The 3170-nt window shown below is 66.2% G+C and carries 3 protein-coding genes; all 3 read left to right on the forward strand.

The genetic code is table 11. The features are described 5' to 3' along the window. Positions 1-138 precede the first annotated feature (138 nt). On the forward strand, positions 139-1857 hold the full coding sequence (locus AB1460_RS36460; protein ID WP_368967051.1) for an IlvD/Edd family dehydratase: 1719 nt from the start codon (positions 139-141) through the stop codon (positions 1855-1857). Continuing rightward, a complete protein-coding gene (locus AB1460_RS36465; protein WP_368967053.1) occupies positions 1844-2887 on the forward strand; it encodes a C-terminal binding protein in 1044 nt (347 codons plus the stop codon). Before AB1460_RS36460 ends, AB1460_RS36465 begins: the two co-directional genes overlap by 14 nt. A 54-nt stretch (positions 2888-2941) precedes the next feature. Further along, a partial coding sequence (locus AB1460_RS36470; protein ID WP_368967054.1) for a transposase occupies positions 2942-3170 on the forward strand: 229 nt, incomplete at its 3' end.

Here is a 3170-nt window from a genome sequence, read left to right on the forward strand (position 1 = left end):
ACCAGCAACGCCGCGCCCGCTACACCGCCTCCCGTTCCACCCGCCCCCAGTGGCTACCCACGGTTACCGCCCGTCCGAAGGTCGCGTAATCGGACCAACACAGATTCCGGTCAACTGCGAAGAGCCGGAAATCCGGAGATGACGGCCCTGTATCTCGAACGGTTCCTGAACTACGGCCTCACACCCGGAGAACTTCAATCGGGTCGGCCGATCATCGGCATCGCTCAGACAGGGAACGACCTGGTCCCCTGTAACCGGCACCATCTCGCCCTCGCCGACCGGATCAGGGCGGGGGTCCGCGACGGTGGCGGCATTCCGTTCGAGTTCCCCGTGCATCCGCTGCAGGAGACCGGAAAGCGTCCCACCGCCGCGCTGGACCGTAACCTCGCCTATCTCGGACTGGTCGAGGTGCTCTACGGATATCCGCTTGACGGCGTGGTCTTGACGACGGGCTGCGACAAGACCACGCCGGCCTGTCTGACCGCGGCGGCGACAGTGAACCTCCCGGCGATCGTCTTCTCCGGGGGCCCGATGCTCAACGGCTATCACAACGGGATGCGGACGGGCTCGGGGCTGGTGATCTGGCAGTCGAAGCGGCTCCTCGCCAGCGGCCAGATCGACTACGCCGAATACATGGCTCGGGTGACCGCCTCCGCGCCCAGCATCGGGCACTGCAACACGATGGGCACCGCACTGTCGATGAACAGTCTGGCCGAGGCCCTGGGAATGTCCCTGCCGGGCTGCGCGGCGATCCCCGCCCCCTACAACGAGCGGGCGCAAATGGCCTACGAAACGGGCCACCGGGCGGTGACCCTGGTCCGAGAGGACCTGACCCCCCGTAAGGTCATGACCCGGCATGCCTTCGCGAACTCGATCGTTGTCGCATCGGCCATCGCGGCGTCGACCAACGCGCCCATCCACATCAACGCGATCGCGCGTCACGTCGGGGTGGACCTGTCCAACCAGGACTGGCACCGCGTCGGACGTACCATTCCGGTGCTGGTGAACCTCGCTCCCGCAGGGGAGTTCCTCGGCGAGGACTTCCACCGCGCCGGCGGTGTCCCAGCGGTCATGCGGGCGCTGCTGGAAGCGGGGCACCTGCATGGTGATGCCCTAACCGTCTCGGGCCGTACGGTGGCCGAGAACCTTGAGGATGTCCCGCCCGCCGACCCGGCGGTCATCCGCCCCTTCCCCGATCCTGTCACCGCACACGGCGGACTGCTCGTCATGACCGGGAACCTGTTCGACTCCGCGATCATGAAAACGTCGGTCATCACCGACAGCTTCCGGGACCGCAGCCTGCCACACTCCGACGATCCGTCGGTGTTCGACCTTCGCGCCATTGTCTTCGACGGGCCCGAGGACTACCACGCTCGCATCGAAGATCCGGAGCTGGGCGTCGACCAGGACTGCCTCCTCGTCATGCGCTATACCGGGCCCGTCGGATATCCGGGCTCCGGCGAGGTCGTGAACATGGAGCTTCCCGCAGTGCTGATCCAGCGAGGCATCACCGCGCTACCCACGCTCGGAGACGGCCGGCAGAGCGGCACATCAGACGCACCGTCCATCCTCAACGCCAGCCCCGAGGCCGCAGCCGGCGGCAACCTCGCCATCCTGCGCACCGGTGACCGGATCCGTGTCGACCTGGACAACGCACGCGTCGACGTCCTCCTGCCGGATGAGGAGATCGCCGCGCGGTGGGCCGACTACACGCCCCCTGCATTGGAGAACCAGACACCGTGGCAGGAGATCTACCGTTCCACGGTCGGCCAGCTCGACAGCGGAGGCTGCCTGGAGCTTGCCGTGTCGTATCAGGACATCGTTCACACCAAGGGGATTCCTCGTGACTCGCACTGACTCCCGCGAAACGATCCTGATCGCCGACTCCGACTTCGGCGATGTGGACATCGAACGTGCAATCGTCGAAGGCGCCGGACTTCAGCTCCTTGCCGCGCAGTGCAAGAGCGAGGACGAGGTGATCGAGGCAGGACGCGAGGCGGGCGGTGTCCTGACCCAGTACGCGCGGGTCGGTTCCCGCGCCGTCGACGCTCTCACCCGCTGCCGGGTGATCGCCCGCTACGGCACGGGCGTGGACACCGTCGATGTCGATGCCGCGACCCGACGCGGCATCCAGGTCACGAACGCACCGAACGAGTGGTGTGCCGAAGAGGTCGCCGATCACGCCGTCGCGCTCTGGCTCGCAGCCGCACGCAAGATCTGCCAGTACGACCGGGCGACTCGACAGGGCGAATGGCACTGGAAGACTGGAACACCGATCCACAGACTGCGGGGACAGGTGCTGGGCCTGCTGTCCTTCGGCTCCATCGCACGGCTCATCGCCGAACGCGCGAAAGCATTCGGCGTCGAAGTCTGGGCGCATGACCCGTTCCTCGACCAGTCCGAGATCCGGGAATCCCAGGTCCGGCCGGCGTCCTTCGACGACCTGCTGGAAGGCGCCGACTACGTGGTGGTCCAAACGCCGCTTACCCCGCAGACACACCACACCTTCGACCGCGCGACGCTCCGCCGCATGAAACCGACCGCCATCCTCGTCAACACCGCACGCGGGCCCATCGTGGAGGACGCGGCGATCCACCACGCACTCACCGAAGGATGGATCGCTGGCGCGGCACTGGACGACATCGAGGAGGAACCCGCGAAACAGCGCGGGTGGCGCCCGACCACCCCCCTCCTCGAGCTGCCCAACGTGATCGTCACACCCCACTCCGCCTACTACTCCGAGGAAGCCGTCAGGACGGTGAGGGCCATCGCCGCTGAAGAGGCGGTACGGGTGCTGACCGGGCAGCCGGCACGATTCCCGGTCAACGAGCTCCCCTCCGGCTCCCACCTACACCCGGACGGTCTTCCCGCTCACGGGTTGGAGTGATCCCGCTTCCGTGGACAGCGAACTTGAGGTTCACTGTCATAGGGAAGGATGGCGATGGGGTCAACACGGCGGAAGTTTACTCAGGAGTACAAGACCGAGGCTGTAAGATTGGTGCTCGACTCGGGCCGGTCTGCGGCCGAGGTTGCGAAGAGTCTAGGTATTCACGAGGCCACGTTGGGAAACTGGGTGAAGAAAGCGAAGGAAGAGGGAGGAGCCGAGGACCGGCCGCTATCGGTGTCGGAGCGTGCGGAACTCGAAGAACTCCGGAAGAAGTACGCGCAGG

Origin of the sequence: Parafrankia sp. FMc2 (genome assembly GCF_041008525.1) — a bacterium.
Classification (GTDB): domain Bacteria; phylum Actinomycetota; class Actinomycetes; order Frankiales; family Frankiaceae; genus Parafrankia.

Coding starts and splice junctions, on each gene's coding strand:
- AB1460_RS36460 (WP_368967051.1), top strand. CDS start 139: ATGACGGCCCTGTATCTCGAACGGTTCCTGAACTACGGCCTCACACCC.